The organism is Polynucleobacter sp. HIN5 (genome assembly GCF_030297555.1).
Classification (GTDB): Bacteria; Pseudomonadota; Gammaproteobacteria; order Burkholderiales; family Burkholderiaceae; genus Polynucleobacter.
In genome coordinates this window covers 1257130-1279909 of record NZ_AP028136.1, presented here as the reverse complement: position 1 = coordinate 1279909, position 22780 = coordinate 1257130, and the positions used below count along the sequence as shown (strand labels likewise).

General features: G+C 49.5%; 18 protein-coding genes and 2 tRNA genes. 13 read left to right on the top strand and 7 right to left on the bottom strand.

Translation table 11 applies throughout. The features are described from left to right. Positions 1 to 24: 24 nt before the first annotated feature. From acs to nadB, 9 genes are all read left to right on the top strand, one after another. Positions 25 to 1998, top strand: coding sequence for an acetate--CoA ligase (acs, locus tag QUE61_RS06730; RefSeq protein ID WP_286306483.1), 1974 nt, complete (start codon positions 25 to 27; stop codon positions 1996 to 1998). A gap of 59 nt (positions 1999 to 2057) precedes the next feature. Next, positions 2058 to 2148, top strand: a tRNA-Ser gene (locus QUE61_RS06725). 79 nt (positions 2149 to 2227) lie between these two features. Next, complete coding sequence (locus QUE61_RS06720; protein WP_286306482.1) at positions 2228 to 2710, top strand: hypothetical protein; 483 nt, start codon at positions 2228 to 2230, stop codon at positions 2708 to 2710. A 10-nt stretch (positions 2711 to 2720) separates the two neighbouring features. Then, positions 2721 to 5126 carry a DUF748 domain-containing protein gene (locus tag QUE61_RS06715; RefSeq protein ID WP_286306481.1) on the top strand — a complete coding sequence of 802 codons (2406 nt, stop codon included), beginning with the start codon at positions 2721 to 2723 and terminating at the stop codon, positions 5124 to 5126. Between the two features lie 72 nt (positions 5127 to 5198). Beyond that, positions 5199 to 5897 (top strand): sulfite exporter TauE/SafE family protein, encoded by a 699-nt coding sequence (locus QUE61_RS06710; protein ID WP_286306480.1) that lies wholly within the window; start codon positions 5199 to 5201, stop codon positions 5895 to 5897. Positions 5898 to 5913: 16 nt separating this feature from the next. Next, a complete protein-coding gene (locus tag QUE61_RS06705; RefSeq protein WP_286306479.1) occupies positions 5914 to 6120 on the top strand; it encodes a hypothetical protein in 207 nt (68 codons plus the stop codon). 179 nt (positions 6121 to 6299) lie between these two features. Further along, the gene (locus QUE61_RS06700) at positions 6300 to 8102 is read left to right on the top strand and encodes an NAD(P)H-dependent oxidoreductase subunit E (protein ID WP_286306478.1); all 1803 of its coding nucleotides are present in this window, start codon (positions 6300 to 6302) and stop codon (positions 8100 to 8102) included. Between the two features lie 24 nt (positions 8103 to 8126). After that, positions 8127 to 11024, top strand: coding sequence for a formate dehydrogenase subunit alpha (gene fdhF / locus QUE61_RS06695; RefSeq protein ID WP_286306477.1), 2898 nt, complete (start codon positions 8127 to 8129; stop codon positions 11022 to 11024). After that, positions 11021 to 12637, top strand: a complete 1617-nt coding sequence (gene nadB, locus QUE61_RS06690) for an L-aspartate oxidase (RefSeq protein WP_286306476.1) — start codon at positions 11021 to 11023, stop codon at positions 12635 to 12637. The genes fdhF and nadB overlap by 4 nt, the downstream gene beginning before the upstream one ends. Here nadB and nadC read toward each other — a convergent pair. Next, positions 12630 to 13496, bottom strand: coding sequence for a carboxylating nicotinate-nucleotide diphosphorylase (gene nadC / locus QUE61_RS06685; RefSeq protein ID WP_286306475.1), 867 nt, complete (start codon positions 13494 to 13496; stop codon positions 12630 to 12632). The genes nadB and nadC overlap by 8 nt on opposite strands. A 12-nt stretch (positions 13497 to 13508) precedes the next feature. Beyond that, on the bottom strand, positions 13509 to 14636 hold the full coding sequence (nadA, locus tag QUE61_RS06680; RefSeq protein ID WP_286306473.1) for a quinolinate synthase NadA: 1128 nt from the start codon (positions 14634 to 14636) through the stop codon (positions 13509 to 13511). 69 nt (positions 14637 to 14705) lie between these two features. Between nadA and panD the strand changes: the two genes are divergently transcribed. Next, entirely contained in the window at positions 14706 to 15068 is a 363-nt protein-coding gene (panD, locus tag QUE61_RS06675) for an aspartate 1-decarboxylase (RefSeq protein ID WP_286306472.1), read from the top strand. Between the two features lie 9 nt (positions 15069 to 15077). Here the strand turns inward: panD and QUE61_RS06670 are convergent, their stop codons facing one another. Further along, positions 15078 to 16463, bottom strand: coding sequence for a phosphomannomutase/phosphoglucomutase (locus QUE61_RS06670; protein ID WP_286306471.1), 1386 nt, complete (start codon positions 16461 to 16463; stop codon positions 15078 to 15080). 4 nt (positions 16464 to 16467) lie between these two features. Then, complete coding sequence (pgi, locus tag QUE61_RS06665) at positions 16468 to 17973, bottom strand: glucose-6-phosphate isomerase (RefSeq protein WP_286306470.1); 1506 nt, start codon at positions 17971 to 17973, stop codon at positions 16468 to 16470. A 90-nt stretch (positions 17974 to 18063) separates the two neighbouring features. Here pgi and QUE61_RS06660 point away from each other — a divergent pair, with 90 nt between their 5' ends. Both QUE61_RS06660 and QUE61_RS06655 read left to right on the top strand, forming a co-directional pair. Beyond that, positions 18064 to 19182: an NAD(P)/FAD-dependent oxidoreductase gene (locus tag QUE61_RS06660; RefSeq protein ID WP_286223229.1), complete on the top strand. Its 1119-nt coding sequence runs from the start codon at positions 18064 to 18066 to the stop codon at positions 19180 to 19182. 50 nt (positions 19183 to 19232) lie between these two features. Then, a tRNA-Ser gene (locus tag QUE61_RS06655) sits at positions 19233 to 19322 on the top strand. Positions 19323 to 19326: 4 nt separating this feature from the next. Here the strand turns inward: QUE61_RS06655 and hemW are convergent. Genes hemW through rph form a run of 3 tightly spaced genes read right to left on the bottom strand, consistent with a single transcriptional unit; the run spans position 19327 to position 21816 of the window. Beyond that, positions 19327 to 20493, bottom strand: coding sequence for a radical SAM family heme chaperone HemW (gene hemW, locus QUE61_RS06650; RefSeq protein WP_286306469.1), 1167 nt, complete (start codon positions 20491 to 20493; stop codon positions 19327 to 19329). Continuing rightward, positions 20486 to 21100, bottom strand: coding sequence for an RdgB/HAM1 family non-canonical purine NTP pyrophosphatase (rdgB, locus tag QUE61_RS06645; protein WP_286306468.1), 615 nt, complete (start codon positions 21098 to 21100; stop codon positions 20486 to 20488). The genes hemW and rdgB overlap by 8 nt, the downstream gene beginning before the upstream one ends. Further along, positions 21097 to 21816 carry a ribonuclease PH gene (gene rph / locus QUE61_RS06640; protein ID WP_286306467.1) on the bottom strand — a complete coding sequence of 240 codons (720 nt, stop codon included), beginning with the start codon at positions 21814 to 21816 and terminating at the stop codon, positions 21097 to 21099. The genes rdgB and rph overlap by 4 nt, the downstream gene beginning before the upstream one ends. Positions 21817 to 21851: 35 nt before the next feature. Here rph and QUE61_RS06635 point away from each other — a divergent pair, with 35 nt between their 5' ends. Further along, complete coding sequence (locus tag QUE61_RS06635; RefSeq protein ID WP_286306466.1) at positions 21852 to 22775, top strand: YicC/YloC family endoribonuclease; 924 nt, start codon at positions 21852 to 21854, stop codon at positions 22773 to 22775. Positions 22776 to 22780 lie beyond the last annotated feature (5 nt).

The window sequence follows — 22780 nt, the reverse complement described above, 5'->3', positions numbered from 1 at the left end:
GTTCGAAGAGAGGGTGTTATTCGTATGGAACCACTAATGCAAGAAAACCGGATTTTTAATCCACCTGCTGATTTTGTAAAAAACGCCGCCATTTCAGGAATGGATGCGTACAAAAAGCTGTGCGCAGAGGCAGAGAAAGATTACGAGGGATTTTGGGGGCGCTTAGCCAAAGAAAATCTTCATTGGAAGCAGGTATTCACGAAAGTACTCGATGAGTCCAAGGCACCTTTTTATAAATGGTTTGAGGATGGCACAACGAATGCCTCCTACAACTGCCTTGATCGTAATTTGCAAAATGGCAATGCCAATAAAACCGCCATCATTTTTGAGTCGGATGATGGCAAGGTAACGAAGGTTACCTATCAAGAGTTACACGATCGCGTTTGTCAATTAGCGAATGCGTTGCGTAAACGCGGTATTAAAAAGGGCGATCGCGTCATCATTTATATGCCGATGTCAGTCGAGGGCGTGATTGCCATGCAAGCCTGCGCTCGCATTGGTGCCACACACTCCGTGGTATTTGGAGGCTTCTCAGCAAAATCCTTGCAAGAGCGCATTATTGATGCGGGTGCGGTTGCAGTAATCACCGCCGATGAGCAAATGCGCGGAGGTAAAGCATTGCCTCTGAAAACGATTGTCGATGAGGCCTTAGCGCTTGGTGGCTGCGAGAACATTAAAAACGTGATCATCTACAAGCGTACGGGCGGCAATATTCCCTTTAAGGCTGGCCTTGATTCATGGATGCATGAAGTGACTGCGAGCGAAGCAAAAACCTGTGATCCAGAATGGGTGAGCGCTGAGCATCCTTTATTTATTTTGTACACCTCAGGATCAACCGGTAAGCCAAAAGGCGTGCAGCATTCCACCGGTGGTTATCTATTGTGGGCCATCCTCACGATGAAGTGGACCTTTGATATCAAGCCAAGCGATATCTTCTGGTGTACGGCTGACATTGGTTGGGTCACTGGGCACTCCTACATTGCCTATGGACCATTGGCAGTGGGTGGTACACAAATCGTGTTTGAAGGTGTACCAACTTTCCCGAATGCTGGCCGTTTTTGGGAGATGATTCAAAAACACAAAGCCACGATTTTCTATACGGCACCGACTGCAATTCGTTCTTTGATTAAGGCATCGAATACGGATCCAAGTGTGCACCCGAAAAATTACGATCTCAGTTCATTGCGTCTCTTGGGATCGGTGGGTGAGCCAATTAATCCTGAGGCGTGGATGTGGTATTACGAGAACATCGGCGGCTCGCGTTGTCCGATTGCCGATACCTTCTGGCAAACCGAGACCGGTGGTCATATGATTAGCCCATTGCCTGGCGCAACCCCCATGGTTCCCGGTTCTTGCACCTTGCCATTGCCAGGCATTATGGCCGCGATTGTGGATGAGACTGGTAACGATATGCCCAATGGTCAGGGCGGTATCCTAGTGGTGAAGCGTCCATGGCCATCGATGATCCGTACGATTTGGGGTGACCCCGACCGCTTTGTCAAAGCGTATTTCCCAGATGAGTTCGGTCGCAAACTCTACTTGGCAGGTGATGGCGCAATTCGGAACAAAGATACCGGCTACTTCACCATTACTGGCCGTATCGATGACGTTCTCAACGTTTCAGGCCATCGCATGGGCACCATGGAAATTGAATCGACCCTGGTTGCCAATCCACTAGTCGCCGAAGCTGCTGTTGTAGGGCGCCCTGATGACATGACCGGTGAAGCAATTTGCGCTTTTGTGGTTCTTAAGGGTAAACGTCCCGAAGGGGAAGAGGCCAAGAAGATCGCAACTGAATTACGCAATTGGGTAGGCAAAGAAATTGGTCCGATTGCGAAACCAAAGGATGTGCGCTTTGGTGATAACTTGCCAAAGACCCGCTCTGGAAAGATTATGCGCAGACTCTTACGTGTGATTGCGAAGGGCGAGGATATTACACAGGATACGTCGACGCTTGAGAATCCAGCGATCTTGGAACAATTAAAGAAGTCGCTATAAGCTCATAAAAGCTACAGAAAATCATCCGCCACTCCTCGAACCGTATAATGAATGGTTTCGGAGAGGTGGATGAGCGGTTTAAGTCGCACGCCTGGAAAGCGTGTGTAGGTTAATAGCCTACCGCGGGTTCGAATCCCGCCCTCTCCGCCAAACGGCAGACATGCCTTTAATCCCGATCCATCTTCCAGCTTTCAGGTCACTCAGTTAAATTATCTGTATGCATCCTCATGTGAACAAAAATCGGCTTGGTGAAGAGATTAAAAAAATACTGATCTTGTTCATCTATTTTTCAATCTGGTTCTGCGCGCTTGCATTTCTGAGTTTCTCGGTTGAACGTTTGCAAGGCTTTCCTTATGTCCATATTAGCTTGGCTTTAGTGAAAGCATTGTTGTGTGCCAAGTTCATGCTCATGGGCCAGATGCTTTATCCAATTCAGAGTAAGCGTGATAGACCGCTCATTGGGCAAATCTTGCCTCGTTCAATTGTCTATGTAGGCGTCGTTGTTTTGTTGAGCGCTGTCGAATCCGCTTTAGAGGGTTGGATTCATCATCGAGGCTTCATTAGTTCGTTGGCTAGTTTTGGAAATGGTGACCCGATTCATATACTGGCACTTAGTTTGATCTATTGGTTAATTGTGTTGCCTTACCTCACATTTATGAGCTTGCAATCGGTCATTGGGTCGTCGGAGATGAAAAAGATTTTTTGGGGTTAATTGCAAATCGATGCGATTACCCAGTCATCGACCCCTCCGTATCACTCTCACGTCTGGCGTGGTACTGGCGATCTTGGCCAGTCTATATTGGGTGATCGGAGTCACGTGGGCGCCCACATGGATCAAAAAACAAATTGAAGGGCATAGCCAGCAACTCGGTTATTCCGTTCAGATTCAATCCATCAGCGTCAAACCTTTTCAATTAACTGCTCAGGTGGAAGGCCTGCGCCTTCAACAAATTCAAGGTAAGCAATTGCTTAGCTTAGATGCAGGTCTGATTCGCCTGCATTGGAGCAAATTAATGACTGGCGAGTTGGGGATTCGTGACCTACAACTCACGAATCCATCGATTTTGCTTGAGCGTGCAGCAGGCGCTGGATCGAAGTGGAACTGGATGCAACTGATTGAGACAATCAATGCCCAAAAGCCATCATCGACTGATGCTAAACCAAAGGCAATCAAAGTATCGGTCGATCGTCTAGCGATTCAGGGGGCGCGCCTGCAATTTCGGGATGGGCAATCTAAGTTTGCAGATGATCTAGGACCGTTTTCTCTGAATCTCAAACAACTCAGTAATTATCGGAAAGCCTCCGATGAGCCTGGCGTGGAGGGTTTATACGAACTCGATTTGGGCAAGGTTGATCTGCTAATTCCATCGCTCAATAAGATGGTCGTGTTTGATAAGGTTCAGGCCTCGGGAGGAATTAGCAGCCCTGAGCCTGATCAGCTTCTCGCTAAGTTAAACCTTAAACTCGATGCGGGCGTATTGGATTTCCTCTTTCATCTGGAGCCTAAACAAAATTTAATCAAGATCGATGTGGCCATTGATAACCTGTCTGTTATCCCAATCATTACTTTATTGCCAGCTAACAATCCTTTGCAGACCAACTCAGGGATCATGGCTGGCAAGTTGGAATATCAAGCTCGCCAAGGACTATGGTCAACCGTGGGTGAGTTAAGCCTTAAGAATATTGAAATCACGGAAGGTAAGCCACGGCAGCCCTTCATGAAATGGCGCCAAGCCGATCTCAAGCAAATTGATCTGCGTAAATTGGCGAGTGGCAAAACTTCACTTACGATTGATGAGATTTTGTTGGATCAGCCCGACTTTAAGTATGACCTTGATGAGCAAGGGTTCTCCAACATTCGTCGAATGTTTTCTAAACCCGTCCTAAGCCCAGCTTCGGCGTCAGAGCCTTCAGCAAGCGTGGCAGAGGCAAAGCCATCGAATTTTGAGCTCGATATTAAGGCCATCAAATTACGAAATGGCATCGTGCATTTTGCTGATTTGGGGGTGGTGCCGCAGTTACAAACGGATATTCGTAAACTGAATGGCTCCTTGCTTGGCGTTAGTAATGTTCCAGGCCGCTATGCGGCGATCGCTCTTGACGGGTTGATTGCGGATCGCGGGAGCTTTCGGGCAAAAGGTCAGGCAGCGTTTGACGACCCGCGACGCAACCATGATGTGTTATTTGAATTTAAGAATGTTCCTCTGAAAACTACCAATGCATATTTCATGAAATACGCTGGCTATGCGATTCAAGATGGACGCTTGGATCTCATATTGAACTACAGGGCAAAAGACGCTGAGCTGGTTGGTCAAAATCGTTTCGTTATCAAAGATATTGAACTCGGGGAAGAGGTGCCTAATTTTCAGGGTCGGCGTTTACCCTTGCGGCTAGCGATTGCCTTACTGGAAGACTCCGATAATGTGATTGATATTTCACTGGGGATCAAAGGGAATGTTGATTCTCCCGAGTTCTCCGCAACGGGCCTCGTCTGGCAAGCGATTCGTACCGTCCTCACCAATATTGTCACTGCACCGTTTAGGGCATTGGCATCGTTATTGGGCCTCCAAAGCGATACGCCGATTCATGCGGTATTGGGCGAGAGCTCTTATTTACCAGTTGATCAGGAGAAGCTCGATAAATTAGCAGGGGTCTTAGTAAAACGCCCCCATGCCACAATAGAGTTTGTTGGCGCCTATGATCCCAATGCCGATAAAGCAGCCTTAGCTAGGGCGCGCGCTGATCGAGCCATTTTGAACGCCGCTGGATTTAAATTGAGTCCTCAGGATCCTCTCCCAACCCCCAGTCTTTCCGATCCCCGGGTCCAATCTGGAGTGAAATCTGCGTATGGGCAACAAGTTGGCCGAATTAAGTTAGCGCAGCGTTTGATTTCACTGCCTGATAATGAAGCGCGCTATCAGCAACTGCGCAATGAGCTCATTCAAAGTTATGTCATTGGCGAGGCGGAGCTTATACAGTTGGCAGGCACACGAGCCAATCGCGCCAAAGAGTTGATGGTTGCGCAGCAGCCCAATTTAGCTGAACGAATTACCATAGGAGTACCTAAGGCGGTCAGTGCTGATCAAGAGGGTATTCCACTGGGCGTTTCCTTGGGTAGTAAAAAATAACACGAACAAAGTACATTTATTTTTGAGTTAATTAGCCCCGTCTCATTTATTGCCGCTTGCACGATTGTGTTGGTGGCGTACTTCATTTTTGGAGTGACCGGTTTTGGGTCATCGATTATTTCGGTACCGGTGCTCGTATTATTCTTCCCCTTGCAGGTCGTCGTGCCGATTATGGTGATACTCGATCTGTGTGCGGCATTCTATTTGGGCACAAAGTCCTTTGATGCAGCCGACAAGAAAGAACTCGCCTGGTTACTGCCATTTAGTTTTATCGGTATGGTGATTGGGATCACCTTGCTGTTGAAGGCTCCGCCGGAGCCTCTGCTGATCACTTTGGGCGCCTTTGCAGCATTCAATGGCTTGCGAGTTTTGACCAAGAAAAAATCCGCTCCCGTCCAAACCATTTCACAATATTGGTCAATTCCATTTGGTATTGCAGGGGGGATTTTTACAGCTTTGTTTGCTACAGGTGGACCCATTTATGCATCCTATTTAGCAATGCGTTTTAACCAACCCAACACCTTACGCGCAACCATGGCCTTTGCCATTCTGATCTTCGTATTCTTGCGTCTGATCTTTATGCTAGTGACGGGCCTGATATTGAACTGGGAGGTTTTGGGTCTCGCATTATTTCTGGTGCCCTGCATGGTGATCGGTCTTTGGGTTGGCTCAAAAACCCATCGACGCTTGAGTATTCATCATATGCAATTGGCCTACGGCAGTATTTTGCTATTTGCAGGATCGGTCCTGTTAATCAAGCAACTGGTTTAGGTGATAGACTCAAACGATGACAATAAAAGTGATGATTGCTGGATTAGCCGTTGCCAGTACTTTTGGCTTATCAGCCTGCGGCACGGTCCAGTCGGCCGCTCAAGCTGATTGCACGGCAGTGGGCTTGCGGGTTGGGACCCCCGACTTTGATGCGTGTTTTAAAGCCCGTGTCCGGGAAAGGGAAATGGACTATAGCAATACCTTTTTGCCTAGTTCCAATTAATCTAATCCGCAGAAACTAAGCTTCCTGCCGAAACTAGGGTTAACCCTGATTCCGGAGATCTTGAGCCATATCAATTACTTACATGGGTAGATCAATTACATTGATTTCAACCACTAAAAGGCTATGTAGTACGACCTTTTAAATAACTATTTATATTCTGACTGAGAGACTAAAACAGCATGAATCACCCTAAGCCTTCCAACGAAATCAAAGCGGTTGCCATTGCAAGCGCGGATGACCTTCGTGAGCGAATTCGGCAAAAAAGTAAATTAAAAGGGCGACAGGCGGACGATGCATCCTTGGCCGAAGTAAAAAAACTCATCGGTGATGGTCCGTATCGTCGCGACCTGCTGATTGAGAATCTGCATTTGATCAATGATGCTTACCGCGCTTTGCATGATCGTCATCTGACCGCCCTTGCCAAGCTGATGAACTTGCCCATGGCTGAGGTGTATGAAGTAGCGACCTTCTATCATCACTTTGAAGTCGTGCGCGGTAATGATCCAGTTGCTGATATTACAGTGCGCGTATGCGATGGATTGTCATGCGAGTTAGCAGGTGCTAAACAGTTATTAGAGCGCTTGCCAACGATTCTGGGTAATGTCAAGACCAAGGTGATTGCGGCTCCATGCGTAGGTCGCTGTGAGCAAGCCCCAGTCGCGGTGGTGCATCAATACCCTGTATTGTTTGCCGATGCAGAAAAAGTATCGAAAGCGGTTAAAAATCGTCAACTAACACATCCCAAGGCAAAGGATGATGCTCAATTTGAGCCCGCAGACTTTGCGCAGCAGGCAGTTAGCCCAGAACAAAAAGCTAATGAGGTGTCGCCCGCTTATGTGGGCTATGAGGCATATTGCGCAAAAGGTGGTTACGCCTTAGTGAAGGAGTTTGATAGCGGTCAACGTGAGCTCGAGTCCATCATTAAAGCGATGGAAGATTCTGGTTTGCGCGGTCTTGGTGGTGCTGGATTCCCAGCCGGTCGTAAATGGCGGATTGTGAAAGATCAGCCAGCGCCTAAGCTTATGGCAATCAATATTGATGAGGGTGAGCCTGGAACATTCAAAGACCGCACCTATCTAGAGCGCGATCCTCATCGCTTCCTTGAGGGAATGTTGATTGCTGCCCGCGTGGTTGGGATTGATGCTTGTTACATCTACTTGCGTGACGAGTACCACGGCTGCCGTGAGTTGCTTGCTGCTGAGATTAAAAAACTTCAAGCAAATGCATCGTTTAAGTTACCGCTGATTGAGTTGCGCCGAGGGGCAGGTGCTTACATTTGCGGTGAAGAGTCCGCCATGATTGAGAGTATTGAGGGTAAGCGGGGCGAGCCCAGAATGCGCCCCCCCTACATTGCGCAAGTTGGTTTATTTGGTCGACCCACGCTTGAGCATAATTTTGAAACCCTATATTGGGTACGCGACATCATCGCACGCGGACCGCAATGGTTTAGTTCGTTTGGTCGCCATGATCGCAAAGGCTTACGGAGCTTTAGCGTGAGCGGTCGAGTGAAATATCCTGGTGTCAAACTTGCACCAGCTGGCATCACTATTCAGGAGCTGATTGATGAGTATTGCGGTGGTATGCAAGAGGGCCACACCTTCTATGGCTATTTGCCAGGCGGTGCCTCAGGCGGCATCTTGCCTGCGACCATGAATACCATCCCATTGGATTTTGATACCTTGCAGCCTTATGGGTGTTTTATTGGCTCTGCCGCTGTGATGATCTTTAGTCATCAAGACAAGGCGCGCGATGCAGCGCTAAACGTGATGCGCTTCTTTGAGCACGAGAGTTGTGGTCAGTGCACTCCCTGTCGGGTTGGAACCAGTAAAGCTGCGCAATTGATGCAAGCACGTACATGGGATCAGGCTACTTTGGAGGATCTATCCACGGTGATGGTGGATGCCTCTATTTGTGGTCTTGGGCAAGCGGCCCCAAACCCCATTCGTTGCATCCACAAATATTTTCCCCACGAAATTGCATAACCGCTTAGATAGGGAGCTTAAGGCGTGAACGCACCAGTCAATCCGCAAGAATTAGCATTGCAAACCGTTGAGTTCAAACTCGATGGTAAGACGATCGTTGCCTATGATGGCGAGACCATCTTAAAAGCAGCCAAACGCCATGGGGTTGATATTCCCCATCTGTGCTTTAAGGATGGCTATCGTCCTGACGGCAATTGCCGTGCATGCGTAGTTGAGATCAATGGCGAGCGCACTTTGGCGCCTAGTTGCTGTCGTGCCGCGACGGCTGGTATGGAAGTTAAGGCCAATAGTGAGCGCGCTTTAAAGAGTCAAAAATTAGTGTTGGAGATGTTGCTCTCCGATATGCCCGATGAAGGCTATAAATGGGTCGGTGATAGCGATGCTGAGCGTGAACGTCAACAGCACGGGGAGCTCAGTGAGTGGGCCAATCGTCTTGACGTAACAGTGCGGCCTGAGCTCAAAGCCTTGCGCCGTCATCAACCAACGGCTGATTTGTCGCATCCTGCGATGGCAGTTAATTTGGATGCCTGTATTCAGTGCAACCGTTGCGTGCGCGCTTGCCGTGAAGAGCAGGTGAACGATGTGATTGGTTATGCGATGCGTGGTGCACATAGTGAGATCGTTTTTGATTTGAACGATCCAATGGGTACCAGTACGTGTGTTGCGTGTGGCGAATGCGTACAAGCCTGCCCAACGGGTGCTTTAATGCCTAAAACGCATATTGGTTCACAAGCCGTAGATCGGAAGGTGGATTCGGTGTGCCCATTCTGCGGGGTGGGCTGTCAAATTACCTACAACGTGAAAGACGAAAAAATTGTGAGCGTGGATGGTCGTGATGGTCCTGCAAATCATAGCCGTTTATGCGTGAAGGGCCGATTTGGGTTTGATTATGTGCACAATCCCCAACGCTTAACCAAGCCGTTGATTCGTAAACCCGGGGTGCCAAAGGATGAGAACTCGATTGAGTCTGCAGGTAAAAATCCGGAGGATTGGAGTGAAGTCTTCCGTGAAGCTACTTGGGAGGAGGCTTTGGATCTTGCTGCCGGCAAGTTAAAGGCCTTACGTGATCAACATGGTAAGAAAACTCTAGCAGGATTTGGTTCGGCCAAAGGTAGCAATGAAGAGGCTTACTTGTTCCAAAAGCTAGTGAGAACTGGTTTTGGTAGCAACAACGTCGACCATTGCACCCGCTTATGCCATGCATCGAGTGTTGCCGCCTTACTTGAAGGTGTTGGCTCTGGGGCAGTGAGTAACCAGGTCAACGATATCGAGCACTCCGGCTTAATTCTGGTGATTGGCTCCAACCCAACCGCCAATCATCCTGTGGCTGCAACTTGGATGAAAAATGCCGCCAAGAATGGTACCAAGATTGTGTTGGCCGACCCGCGCGTGACGGATATTGGTAAGCACGCTTGGCGCACCTTGCAATTTAAGCCTGACACCGACGTCGCCATGCTCAATGCCATGATCTATACGGTGATTGAAGAGGGCTTATGCGATCAACACTTTATTTCCCAGCGCGCTTCAAACTTTGAGGCCCTCAAAGAGAATGTAAAAGGTTACAGCCCTGAGGCCATGGCACCCATTTGTGGCGTACCGGCAGCAACCCTGCGTGAGGTAGCGCGCGAGTTTGCTAAATCCAAAGCCTCAATGATCTTGTGGGGGATGGGTGTTAGCCAACACGTTCATGGCACCGATAATGCCCGTTGCTTGATTGCTTTGGTTAGCATTACCGGTCAAATTGGTAAGCCAGGCTCTGGTCTACACCCACTACGTGGACAGAACAATGTTCAAGGCGCCAGTGATGCCGGACTAATACCGATGATGTTCCCCAACTATCAGCGCGTGGATAATGCCCAGGCGCATGAGTGGTTTGAGAAGTTTTGGAACACGCCCTTAGATAAAAAGCCTGGATATACCGTGGTTGAGATCATGCATAAGATCACTGCGCCAGATTCCGATCCTGACAAGATTCGGGGAATGTACATCATGGGCGAGAACCCTGCTATGAGTGACCCCGATCTAAACCATGCGCGCCATGCTTTGGCATCGCTTGATCACCTCGTCGTACAAGATATCTTTATGACCGAGACCGCGTGGTTAGCCGACGTTATCCTGCCAGCAAGCGCATGGCCTGAGAAAACCGGCACCGTGACCAATACTGACCGCATGGTGCAGCTGGGTAAGCGCGCTCTCAATCCACCTGGTGATGCAAAGCCTGATTTGTGGATTATTCAGGAGCTTGCTAAGCGCATTGGCTTGCAGTGGGGTTACCAAGGCGAGGAGTGCGGTGTTGCTGAAGTCTATGACGAGATGCGTCGTGCCATGCATGCCGTGATTAATGGAATTACGTGGGATCGCTTGCAGCGTGAGTCATGTGTCACTTATCCATGCTTAAGCGAGGAAGATCCCGGTCAACCGATTGTGTTTGATGAGAGTTTCCCAACTCCCGACGGAAAAGTAAAACTGGTCCCTGCCGATATTATTCCGGCCAATGAGCGACCCGATACAGAATATCCTTTTGTATTAATCACGGGCCGCCAGCTCGAGCATTGGCACACTGGAAGCATGACCCGGCGCGCAGGTGTTTTGGATGCGATTGAGCCCATGGCGACTGCTTCGATGTGTGGTGAGGATATGGCGAAGTTGGGTCTGAACCCAGGTGATGTGATTACCGTGCAGTCCCGTAGGGGCGAGGTTGGCATTCATGTTCGCAGGGATGATGGCACACCAAGTGGGGCTGTATTTATGCCGTTTGCTTATTACGAGGCGGCTGCTAATTTAATGACCAACCCAGCGCTGGATCCTTTTGGCAAGATTCCAGAGTTTAAGTACTGCGCTGTAGCGATTCAAAAGGGCGGTAAGCCAGCACAGCACATTGGTTATGACCTAACGGTAAACGATGCTATGCTCATTCAATGAGCGTAGCGCATGACCATCATCCTGTATTAATCATTGGGGCCGGCTTAGCCGGCCTTACTGTTGCCCTTCACCTTGCAGACCGACAACCGGTGATCTTGATGGCCAAGCGCCGTCTCAGCGAAGCGGCAACCGCTTGGGCGCAAGGTGGGATTGTTGGGGTTCTCGATCAAGAGGACAGTATTGAATCGCATGTGGTCGATACGGTCAATGCTGGAGCAGGACTCGTTGTTGAGTCCGTAGCGCGTTATGTTGCAGAGCAAAGCGCAGAAGCGATTCATTGGTTGGTTGAGCAAGGCGTACCGTTTACCCCCGATCAATCTGGGCCCGAAGGATTGCACTTAACCCGTGAGGGTGGGCATAGTCATCGACGCATTGCCCATGCCGCCGACGCAACGGGCAAAGCAATTCATGAGGTATTGCTGGATAAAGCCAAAGCGCATCCCAATATCCGGATTCTTGAGAACTGGATTGCACTCGATCTCATCACCAATAAACATTTACAAATGCCTGCGAAGTACAAATCCAATCGCTGTTATGGGGCGTACGCACTCGACATTGAGAAAGGTCGGGTGGAAACGATTCTGGCCAAGGCTGTGGTACTCGCAACCGGTGGCCTAGGAAAGGTCTATCGCTACACCAGTAACCCCGATACAGCCACTGGCGACGGAATTGCGATGGCATGGCGCGCAGGCTGCCGGATTGGCAATATGGAGTTCGTGCAATTTCATCCGACCTGTTTGTATCACCCAAGCGATCGTACCTTCCTGATTACCGAGGCGATGCGCGGGGAGGGTGGAATCTTGAAGTTACCGAATGGCCATCGCTTCATGCCAGAGCATGATGAGCGCAGGGAACTTGCTCCACGTGATATTGTGGCGCGCGCAATCGACTTTGAGATGAAAAAACATGGCTTGGATTATGTGCATCTCGATGCAACGCATCTTGGGGAATCATTCATTCGGGAACACTTCCCCATGATTTACTCACGCTGTCTCGCCCTTGGTATCGACATTACTAAAGAACCAATTCCGGTAGTACCCGCTGCACATTACACCTGCGGAGGGGTTGTCACCGACCTTAAGGGGCGTACTGATTTGACAGGTTTATATGCGGTTGGTGAGGCGACTTACACTGGATTGCATGGTGCCAATCGCTTGGCGTCTAACTCATTACTTGAATGCGTGGTGATTGGTAAGGCTGCTGCAGCCGATATCCTAGAGCAGGGTGGCATTGAGCAGCCCCCGGTACGGCTGTGGGATGAAAGTAAGGTTGAAGACGCTGATGAGCAAGTGGTGATTGCGCATAACTGGGATGAGCTACGCTCCTTGATGTGGAACTACGTTGGTATTGTGCGAACCACACGCAGACTCGAGCGCGCCTTACATCGGATTGAGCTTTTGCGTACTGAGGTCCAAGACTACTATGCTAATTTTAGGGTGAGCCGAGATTTAATTGAGTTACGCAACTTACTTGAGTGCGCTGAACTGGTAGTGCGTTCGGCTTTATTACGCAAGGAGAGTCGAGGCTTACACTTTAGTCGCGATTACCCAAAAACCTGGTCGGTTTCATATCCAACCATTCTGACCCCGATTCAAACCCAGCAATCTAGCTGATGCGATCAATGCGCATCGAGTAATCGATTGCCTGAATGTCCTTCGTCAATTTGCCAATCGAGATTCGGTCGACACCCGTTGCTGCAATGGCACGGAGTTGATCTTGGGTGACGCCACCAGATGCCTCTAAGAGAGCTCGGCCGCTGGTGAGCTTTACAGCCTCGCGCATTTGATCGAGGCTAAAGTTATCGAGCAAAATGCTTTTGGCACCATGATTGATCGCTTCCTGCAGTTCTGTAAGGTTTTCTACTTCAATTTGTACATCCACCCCTGCGTTGAGTCGATTGGCAGCAGCCAATACCGCAGTAATACTCCCTGCTGCAGCAATGTGATTCTCTTTAATCAAGATGCCATCCCACAGGGCCATCCGTTGGTTCTGACCATGACCCACTCGAACCGCGTATTTTTGGGCTTGACGTAACCCCGGAATGGTTTTGCGGGTATCTAAAATGGCGCAACCCTTCGGATTAGGGCTGGCATCTGCAATCGCTTCAACGTAGCGGCGGGTGGTGGTTGCAGTTGCGGAGAGGGTCTGCAAGAAGTTCATGGCAGGGCGCTCGGCACTCAGAAGGGCGCGGGCATTTGCGGTAATTTCACAGACCAAACTATCGGGCGCCATCCAATCGCCCTCAGAAAATAACCAATCAACCTGTGCCTGAGAATCAAGCGACTGAATCACCGCATCAAACCATGCGGTTCCACACAGCACAGCTGGCTCACGAACAATTAATCTGGCATGCGCAGTTTGATCACCAGGAACCAGATTGGCAGTCCAGTCCCCACGACCCAGATCTTCATAGAGGGCATCGCGCACATTGCGAGCAATGGCCTGATCTAAGGTTTCATTCTCGGAAAACATATCCAAAGCAGCTTATGCAGCGCCAATATTTTTAATGAAGCCATGCTGGGCTTTGGCTAATAATTCTGGGTGGGTAGAGGTAAAGTCCAGCATGCGTTCAATACACCCAAGTGCTTCAGAGCGAATGGGCTCTTTCACTTCAATCTCGCCAGAGTCATGCTCCAAGCAATGTAAGATACCCCGTAAGCCATTCATTGCCATCCAAGGGCAGTTGGCACAGCTCTTGCAGGTGGCACTTTCACCCGCGGTGGGTGCGGCAATTAGCTTTTTGTGGGGTGCGAGTTGACGCATACGATGCAAGATGCCCTGATCAGTGGCTACGATGTATTCAGAGGCGCTACCTTCTAGTACCGCTTTGATCATCGCCGAGGTTGAGCCAACCACATCTGCTTGATCAACAACGTGTTGTGGTGACTCTGGATGGACAAGAACCATGGCATTGGGATGCTTTGCACGCATTGCCGCGAGTTCAGTTGCTTTAAATTCATCATGCACAATGCATGCGCCATTCCACAAAATCATATCAGCGCCGGTTTGCTCTTGAATGTAACGCCCTAAATGCCGGTCGGGCGCCCACAGTATCTTTTTGCCTTGCTGATCCAAATGGTGCACGATCGCTAGCGCGCAAGAACTGGTCACCATCCAATCCGCCTGTGCTTTCACTGCCGCACTGGTATTGGCATACACCACACTGACTCGATCCGGATGGGCAGACTTGAACTTCCGAAAGTCATCCGTGGGACACCCTAAATCAAGTGAGCAGGTTGCCTCAAGATCTGGCATGAATACGCGTTTTTCAGGACTCAGAATCTTTGCGGTCTCACCCATGAATCGCACACCGGCAACGATCAAATTCTGAGCAGTATGATTTTTACCAAACCGAGCCATCTCTAAAGAGTCAGAAACAAAGCCCCCAGTTTGCATCGCAAGGTCTTGAATATCACCATCGACGTAATAGTGCGCCACAATGACCGCATCTTTTTCCTTTAACAAAACCTTGATCCGCTCGATTACATCCTGCTTTTCTCCCAAAGCAAGGGGTGCAGGCGTTTTGGCCCACGCCTGCGCAATACAGGTAGCTCCCGATGCATCTTGCTGGGGATAATCATAAAAACTACCGGTCGAAAGTGATCGATTCATTGTGCTCATCCATCAATCTTAACTCGCAATCACTTTCGCGATAGAATCCCATCCTTAAAGGGGATTTCTATGAAACGAATCATGTTATTGGCTAAGTTACATCGGGTGGTCGTGACCGAGGCCGATTTGCATTATGAGGGTTCTTGTGGGATTGATGAGAATCTCATGGATGCCGCCGATATGCGTGAATACGAAAAGATAGAGCTCTACAACATCAATAATGGCGAGCGATTTTCCACCTACATTATTAAGGCACCCAGAGGTTCCGGTGCGATCTCCTTGAATGGTGCCGCTGCTCGTAAGGCCCATGTGGGTGACCATCTTATTATTTGCACTTACGGACCCATTGACAACGCCGAGTCTAAAACCCATAGCCCCAAAATTGTTCTAGTAGACGAGCAAAATCGGATTAAAGAAATTAAAAAGATTTAAGTGGATCTGCTAAAACGGTAATTTTGCATCCGGCTTGACAGCCAAAAGAGCCGCTTTGAATTCTTGCTGGATTCGTTGAATCGCTTCTTCAGAATCAGCCTCAAATCGGAGAACCACAATCGGTGTTGTATTCGAGGGGCGAGCTAAACCAAAGCCATCGGCATACTCAACCCGCACACCATCAATCGTATTAATCGATTGAGAACTTGGGAACTTGGGATTGGCTTTAATCTTTTCAAGCAAGACAAAAGATTCACCCTCGGCACATGGAAGTTGTAACTCAGGGGTGCAAATTGCATTCGGTAGTGCGTTCAATACTTCACTTGGATTATCAAATTGACTGAGGATTTCTAGCAATCGAGCGCCGGTGTAGAGGCCATCATCAAAGCCAAACCAACGGTCTTTAAAGAAGATATGACCACTCATTTCCCCGGCTAGGGGAGCGCCAGTCTCTTTTAGCTTGGCCTTGACTAAAGAGTGGCCAGTCTTCCACATGAGGGGCTCGCCACCATGATCACGGATCCACGGGGCGAGGTTGCGCGTACATTTGACGTCATAAATGATTTGGCCCTTGGGATTGCGACTGAGTACATCCTTTGCAAACAGCATCATTTGCCGATCCGGAAAAATTACCTCGCCATCTTTGGTTACAACACCAAGTCGATCGGCATCGCCATCAAAGGCAAGGCCCAGCTCATTACTAGTGGTTGCAAGGTTGTGAACTAGGTCTTGAAGATTCTCAAGGTGGGCAGGGTCTGGATGGTGATTGGGAAAATGCCCATCAACCTCACAAAAGAGCTCTTGCACCTCACAGCCCAGAGCTCGGAATAACTCTCTAGCAAACGCGCCACCCACACCATTGCCACAATCGACGGCGATCTTCATGGGTCTAGCTAAGCGAATATCACCAACAATGGTTTGCAAATATTGGGGGAAGATATTGAAGCTGGAGCGTTTTCCATTGCCTTGTCGAAAATCATCTGCTTCAATCTGTTGTCGCAGCCCCTGAATCTGATCGCCATAAATCGCCGCTCCACCGAGCACCATCTTAAAGCCGTTGTAATTGGGCGGATTATGACTACCCGTAATCATGATCCCAGATTTGGGTTGGCAATTTCCAATGGTCTGATGAGTAGCGAAGTAAACCATTGGCGTGGCGACCATCCCAAGGTCAATCACATTAATACCGGTCGATAGCAAACCCTCGGTCAGCGCTTTAATTAGAACTGGGCCCGAGAGTCGACCATCGCGACCAATAACAACGTCCGTTTCACCCAAATCGCGCATTTGACTACCAAAAGCTTGGCCAATTGCTCGAGCAATCTGTGGATTGAGAGTTTCATCAATAATGCCGCGGATATCGTAGGCTTTAAAAATTGAGGCAGGAACATTCATGAAATTATTTCTGGAAGTAATGGATTCTGGCAGCAGTGATGGAGTCAAATTCAGCACTGGAACCATCTTTTTCTTGAAGAGCGCGCTCTATGGGTTTGGCTAGCACCTTGCCGAGCTCAACCCCGGGCTGATCAAAGCTATTAATACCCCATAGCGCTCCCAAGCAAACGGCACGGTGCTCGTAAAGGGCAAGTAAAGCACCCAAATGATAGGCATCAAGTTTAGGCAGCACGATTAAATTACTAGGACGCTTTCCAGGATAGCTGAGATTGGGGTCGCTAGCATCACGACCTAAGGCTAAGGCTTGAGCTTGTGCCAAGCAATTGGCTAAGAGAGCATGGTGATGATCTTTGGCTTCTGGTAAAGCGCTCATCGGCTCCTTAATGGCAATCAGATCAACAGGAATGCATTCTGGGCCTTGATGCAGTAACTGAAAATACGAATGCTGCGCATTGGTGCCGGCGCTACCAAAGACGACGGGGGAACTTAGTGACACCGGCTTACCCAGGCGATCGACTTGCTTACCATTGCTTTCCATATCCAATTGCTGCAACCAGTACGGGAAGAGTTCTAAGGCATGGGCGTATGGAATGACAGCATAGGCTTTGGAATGATGTTTGGTTTGCTGATAGTACAAAGCCAATGCCATTAGGATCGGAAGATTTTGCTCTGGACGAGCACTAATCGCATGGCGGTCCATGTGATTAGCTCCCAACAAAAATTGTTTGAAGGTATCAAACCCGTATTGCAAAGCAATCGGTAGACCAACGGCAGACCATACGGAGAATCGACCACCCACCCAATCCCAAAATGGAAAGACATGCTCCGCTTGAATGCCAAAGTCTTCTGCCGCTTGGACATTACTGGTGATTGCAAATAGAGAGTTTTGGATCTGCGAGTTGGTGAGGTTCTTCGCTTTGAACCAATTCAGAACAGCGCGTGCATTCATTAAGGTCTCAGCCGTCCCAAATGATTTGGACACAATCAATACCTTAGTACTATTCGCCTGAGCACGTTCTAATACATGACTCAGCTCAGCGCTATCCACATTGGCCACAAAATGAACCCGCATACCGCGATTTAGCTTATTCGCTGAATGGGCTAGCGCTTGTACAGCAAGGCGTGGGCCAAAGTCTGAGCCCCCAATCCCAATATGAATTAAATCCGTGACGCCCACCCATTGATTGGATAAGCCCTCGATTCGCTGCCAGACCTCGGCGATCTCTGCCATCACATCGTTGCCATCGACCAGAATCGGGTTTTTATCAAGATTGCGCAGCGCCGTATGAAGTGCAGGGCGATGCTCACTGGTATTGACGTGCTCGCCAGCAAAGACAGCGTTTAAATGATGACGGACCTGCGCTTGCTCTGCTTTAGAAAATAGCTTCTTCCAATCCTCGGGCTCAATCCCCTGATAGGCGAGATCTAGAACGATGTTCGCTGCTTGCAGGGAACCAAAAACCGCAGTTGAGGGGTTGTCAAATGATTCTGCGTTAGAAGATGCGGTCATATATAGATTCTATCAATAAGGGCTTAAAAAGCATCAGGATTGAATTTCGGTGAAATGGTACGATTTGGCATCAAAAAATAACAAATCACTATGGATAAGCTAGATTGTGTCGTCGTTGGGGCGGGAGTCGTGGGCTTGGCTGTCGCCCGAGAAATGGCATTACAAGGTCATGAAACCGTATTGCTGGAGCGCGAAGCATCGTTTGGAACCATTAGCAGTTCCAGAAATAGCGAAGTCATCCATGCCGGTATTTATTACCCCAAGGATTCGTTAAAAGCAAAACTGTGCGTTGAGGGTAATCGCATGCTCTATGAGTATTGTCGCGACCATCAGGTGGGAACCCAGCGCTACGGTAAATTAATTGTGGCAAGCGATCCACAGCAGGTTGATGATCTGCACGGGATTTTCTATCGTGCTCAGCAAAATGGGGCACGCGAAATCAGTCTCATCACAGCTAAAGAAGCCAATGCGTTAGAGCCCGACCTGCGCGTTGCGGCAGCGATTTTGTCTAAAACGACTGGCATTGTGGATAGTCATGCCTATATGCTCTCACTGCTTGGTGGTTTTGAGGATGCAGGGGGAATGGTTGCTTATTTGTCTCCCTTAAATCATGCGCGCGTCATTCCTGGAGGTTTTGAGCTAGAGGTGGGCGGTGCCGATGCGATACAACTGCAAACTAAGTATCTAATTAATTGTGCGGGTATGAGTGCGCCGGCCGTAGCGCAACGCATTCATGGAATATCGGCCGAGCACATTCCCAAAGCCTATTTTGCAAAAGGCAACTATTTCTCCTTAGCAGGTAAGTCACCATTTCGACATTTAATTTATCCCGTCCCAGAGCCGGGCGGATTAGGGGTGCATTTGACCCTCGATATGGCGGGGCAGGCTAAGTTTGGCCCCGATGTGGAATGGCTTGATATCGATGCGGAAGATCAAATTAATTACGCAGTCGATCCCACTCGCGGTGAGCGATTCTATGCAGCCATCCGACAGTACTGGCCAGGTCTTCAAGACGGAGCGTTGCAGGCCGATTATTCAGGCGTACGCGCCAAGATCGTATCGAAAGATCAACCCGCAGGGGACTTTCGGATCGATGGGCCCAATGAGCATGGAATTGAAGGTCTCTACAACTTCTTTGGCTTTGAGTCACCCGCACTCACCTCAAGTTTGGCAATCGCGAAGTATCTAAAGGGTTTGCTTAATCCTTAGGCCTCAATTCTTCATCCAAGCTTCAACTCCCCTATAATTGCTCCTTCAGAGGAAGCGTGGCAGAGTGGTTGAATGCACCAGTCTTGAAAACTGGCGAGGATGAAAGTCCTCCGTGAGTTCGAATCTCACCGCTTCCGCCATCATCTATTTCAAGAACAATTCCTGCAGGTCATTGAGATAGCGCATGCCCAGTGGGCTAGCTTTGAGTCGCATTGGGTCCTCGTCCAAAAGGCCCTTGCGAAGAGCGTCTGTAATCGATTTGCTAATCGCATTGAGCCCGAGACCCGTTCGCTCCGAGAACATTGCTGTTGGCACCCCATCAATCAGTCTTAATGCTCCTAACATGAACTCAAAGGGCAAATCGTCTTGCGTGAGTAAACGGTTTTCAATGACAGCATGACCTTGTTCAATCATCTTGCTCATATAAGTCTCAGGGTGGCGCTCACGAATCTGCCGTGTCACTCGATCCGGATATGAGATCTTGCCATGTGCACCCGCACCAATACCAATATAGTCACCAAACTCCCAATAGTTGAGATTATGTTTGCACTGTTGCTTGGTCTTGCTGTACGCCGACACCTCATATCGAGCATAGCCATTTGCCGCAAGCGTCTCTAGAGCGGATTCAAACATGGCATCGCTTTCATCCTCGTGCGGAAGCACAGGTGGGTGACTCGCAAAATAGGTATTTGGTTCGAGTGTTAGGTGGTAGAGCGATAGATGCGAGACATCAAATGAGATGGCTTCTTGAAGATCAGCCTGGGCCTCGCGCAGGGTCTGCTTGGGAAGGGCGTACATCAGATCAATATTGATGCGTTCAAAATGATTGTGTGCGATTTCAATGGCACGGCGCGCATCATATTCATTATGGATCCGCCCCAATGCCTTGAGATGATCTGAGTTAAAGCTCTGTATTCCTAAGGACACACGGTTGATGCCGATACTAGCAAATTCAGCAAACTTGCTCGACTCGACTGAACCCGGATTGGCCTCGAGTGTAATTTCAGCGTGAGGCTCGATGGGGATGAGTGCTCTTACATGCGATAAGAGATCATCAAGACCCTTGGGGGATAAGAGGCTGGGAGTGCCGCCCCCAATAAAAATCGTATGGACTCGACGACCCCATACATTGGGAAGTTCGGTTTGGAGATCGGCCACCAGCGCTTCAATGTAACGGCCCTCATTAAATCCGCCATCCTTGACCTGATGCGAATTAAAGTCGCAATAGGGGCACTTACGCTCACACCATGGGAAGTGGATATAAAGCGAGAGAGGAGGAAGTGCAGTCAATGCTATACCAGAGTTAATCATTAGGCTTTTGAAAAAACGGATCTTTCTCTAATTGCTCCATGAGTTGAGCCAGCGCCTGCCCTCGATGGCTAATGGCATTCTTACGCTCGGGACTGAGTTCTGCTGCGGTCATCTGTAGTTCAGGGAGATAAAAGTAGGGGTCGTAGCCAAAGCCATGTTTGCCGCGAGCTTCGTCGATGATCTGACCATCCCAGCGAGTTTCAACAATGATGGGATTGGGATCATCGGCCTCGCGAACCACCACCAAGGCACATACATAGTGTGCCCCACGATTTACCTCGCCTGCGAGTAAAGACAGTAGCTTTTGGTTGTTATCCAAATCCGAGCAGTGCTCACCGGCAAAGCGGGCTGAGCGCACACCGGGTGCACCGCCTAAGGCATCCACACAAATGCCGGAGTCATCGGCAATGGAGGGAAGACCGCTGGCCTTGCTGGCATGCCGTGCCTTCGCTAGGGCATTATCAATAAAGCGGTCAAAGGGCTCCTCTGCTGCGCCAATCCCAAGTTGTCCCTGAGGAATGAGTTCAATTGCAAAGGATTTAAACAGTTGTGAAAACTCTCTCAGCTTCCCAGCATTATTCGAAGCCAAGACCAAACGTTGACTCATGCGGCTAAGGCATTTTTCTGAATGCGTGTTAGTTCCTCAATGCCTGCTTGGGCAAGATTTAATAATGCCTCGAGCTCGGAGCGTGAGAATGGAGCACCTTCAGCAGTTCCTTGCACTTCAATCATGCCGCCACGACCGGTCATGACCACGTTCATATCGGTATCGCAGTCTGAGTCCTCGGCGTAATCGAGATCGAGGACCGGAACGCCCTGATAAATACCCACTGAGATTGCTGCAACGCTATCAATGATCGGGTCGGAGGCGATCGTCTTCTGATGAAGTAAATGATTGACCGCATCGCGGGCGGCAACATAAGCACCAGTTATCGCTGCGGTGCGTGTCCCACCATCGGCTTGTAGCACATCGCAATCGAGATGAATGGTGCGCTCACCGAGTCGTTTGAGGTCAAAGACACTGCGCATGGCGCGACCAATCAGCCGCTGAATCTCTTGAGTACGCCCACTTTGCTTACCCCGGGCGGCCTCACGATCGGAGCGAGTGTGGGTGGAGCGGGGCAACATACCGTACTCAGCAGTAACCCAACCCTCACCAGAGCCTTTTTGATGAGGCGGTACCTTTTCAAGAACGCTCGCGGTACAAAGAACCTTGGTATCCCCAAATTCGATTAAGACCGAACCCTCTGCGTGTTTTGTAAAGGAGCGGGTAATGGTAATGGGCCGTAGATCGCGTGCTTGGCGTTGGCTGGGACGATTCATGGGGGAACTCCTTTTTTGCAATTTACAATGCCTACATGATATCGAGCATGACCGGCTATGGCAGCGCCTCCCATCCCATTGAAATGGGCGAGGGGAGTTATGCCAATCTGCAGGTCGAGATCCGGGCGGTTAATAGTCGCTTTTTGGATCTGAGCTTTCGGATGCCCGATGAGTGCCGTGCTGCCGAAGGCGCTTTGCGGGAGCTCCTCAATAAACATTTAAAGCGCGGTAAGGTTGAGTTTCGGGCAGCTTGGCGGCAGAGCTCGAGCGAGCATACTCGCTCCCAAACCATCGCGATCGACCCAGCCAAACTGATGGCCTTAAAAGAAGCGCAAACCAAGATTCAGGGGCAATTTCCTTCGGCCGAAGAGTTACGTGTCGCCGACATCCTGCGCTATCCAGGCGTAGTGGTAGATTCTGAGACCGCAGAGGATCAGTGGCAACAAGTAACCCTTCAAGCAGGCGAAGAGGCCTTGCGCCAGCTGCTGCAATCGCGGCAGGTTGAGGGCCAAGCGCTAGCCAAGGTTTTAACGAACGCTCTCGATGCGATGCAAGGCATGGTGACCAAACTTGAGCCCCGTATTCCAGAGATTGTGACCCTCTACCAAAACAAATTAGTGGGACGGATTGAGGAAGCCTTGGGTGTGCATGCAACGCAAGCCAATATCCCCTTTAATGCCGATCTGATGGAGCGCATTCGGCAAGAGGTCGTCTTGTATGCAGTTCGCATTGATGTCGCCGAAGAATTGGCTCGTCTCAAAACGCATATTCAGGTGGCAAGGACCGCGATTGCAGAGGGTGGGGCTGTGGGCAAGCGTTTAGACTTCTTGATTCAGGAGCTCAATCGCGAGGCCAATACCCTTGGATCCAAAGCGGTTCATGAGGATTGCACGAACACCGCATTGGAGCTCAAATTATTGATTGAGCAAATGCGCGAGCAGGTGCAAAATTTGGAGTAATGACG